This is a genomic window from Paenibacillus naphthalenovorans (genome assembly GCF_900099895.1).
Classification (GTDB): Bacteria; Bacillota; Bacilli; order Paenibacillales; family NBRC-103111; genus Paenibacillus_G; species Paenibacillus_G naphthalenovorans.
In genome coordinates this window covers 1-1,617 of the sequence record NZ_FNDY01000086.1, presented here as the reverse complement: position 1 = coordinate 1,617, position 1,617 = coordinate 1, and the positions used below count along the sequence as shown (strand labels likewise).

Annotated in this window: 1 protein-coding gene; it reads left to right on the top strand. The window is 51.4% G+C overall.

All coding sequences use genetic code 11. The annotated features are described in order from the left end of the window. Nucleotides 1-106: 106 nt before the first annotated feature. Nucleotides 107-1,617: SWIM zinc finger family protein (locus tag BLT35_RS26050; RefSeq protein ID WP_074730240.1), on the top strand; the 1,511-nt coding region annotated here is incomplete at its 3' end.

Here is a 1,617-nt window from a genome sequence, read left to right as displayed (position 1 = left end):
CGGCAGACCAACATATTCCCTTCTTTACCACGGTGCGATCTTATCAGGTGTTCATCGACTATTGGAATTCCAAGATGGAAAGAAGCATCCAAAGGGGGTGGTCCTCTTGAATTTATCCGATTTTTCCAGATACATAGATCCTGCAGTTGTACACAGAGGGAAGGAATACGCGTCCGAAGGACGGGTAATTTCCTTGAAGTCCATTGCCGATGAAAAGTACACTGCGGTTGTGCGCGGGTACGAGGATTATGAGGTTTATGTAAGGCTAGACAACGAGAACAACATAATGGAATCGGAATGCGATTGTCCGTACGATTTCGGGCCGGTATGCAAGCATCAAGTCGCCGTATTCCTCGAGCTTAAGAATAGAGAAGCAGACGGGGCATCTTCACCGGAGCCTTCTCTCCGGCAACTGTTGGAAGCAGAGAGCAAGGAGAAATTAATCGAATTGCTGCTCTCGATTGCATCGGATTCATATACCGCGGAAGAGCGCATTAGAATTCATTTGTCGAAAAGGGGCGCGGATCAGGAGTTGGACGCCTGCCGACGGTTGATTCGATCCTACATTGACACATATTCGGATGATCATGGCTTTGTGTCTTGGCGGAACGTAAGCCGCGCGGTGGAAGGTGCGGAGATCGTCGCTGAAAAGGCTCTCGCCGCCTTCGATGAAGGGGGATGGTTGCACGGGCTGGCGATTCTGTTTTGCGTCATCGAAGAGATGATTGAATTATTGCAGTCCGCCGACGATTCGGACGGTGGAGTCGGGATCGTGATCGAAAGCTGTCTGGAATCGATCTTCAAGCTGGTTCAGGATCGCCATCATATTCCGGCGGAAGAACGCATGAAGATTTTCCGTCGGTTGTTGGAGGAGATACATCAACCTTATTATGACGGGTGGCCGGATTGGCAGCTCGCGCTCCTCGAGGCGGCGGGCGCGCTGATCGAGTCGGAAGAGATGCAACATCAATGGGATGATGCGGCGGATTCGCTCCTGGGTCATATGTCCGGGAGCAATTGGTCGAAGAGGTACGCAGACGAGCGGGTGGCTGTGCTCCGATATGGTCAAATATTGGAACGTTCAGATGAAGAACAGGCGAAAGCTTATTTGTATAGACATCTGCATTTCCCGGAAATCCGGGAGATTGCGATTCGTGCGGCGCTTGAGCAAGGCGATGCCGAGGAAGCGATCCGATTGGCGGAGGCCGGGGAAGCTCAAGATCAGGGGCTGCCGGGGCTCGTCTATCGCTGGAAGAAATATCGGTATGAGGCATACCATCGCACAGGACAAGTCGAACAGCAGCGGAAACTCGGGATGGAGCTGATCATGAACGGAGAATATGATTATTACCGGTCTGTGAAGGATACATTTTCGGATGAGGGAGAATGGTCCTTGTATCTGCAAGATATGTTAGATCAATTGGAGCAGAGCCCGAGGGGAGAGCATACGTATACCCAAATTCTGGTGGAAGAGGAGATGTTCGCACGGCTTTTGGAACATGTCCGCAAGGCACCTTACCGAATTGAATCGTTCTATGAGCAATTGCTTCCGCATTACCCGGAGGAGGTGAAGGCGCTTTTCGTGGCATATATCGAATTCCGGGCGGATCAATCCAG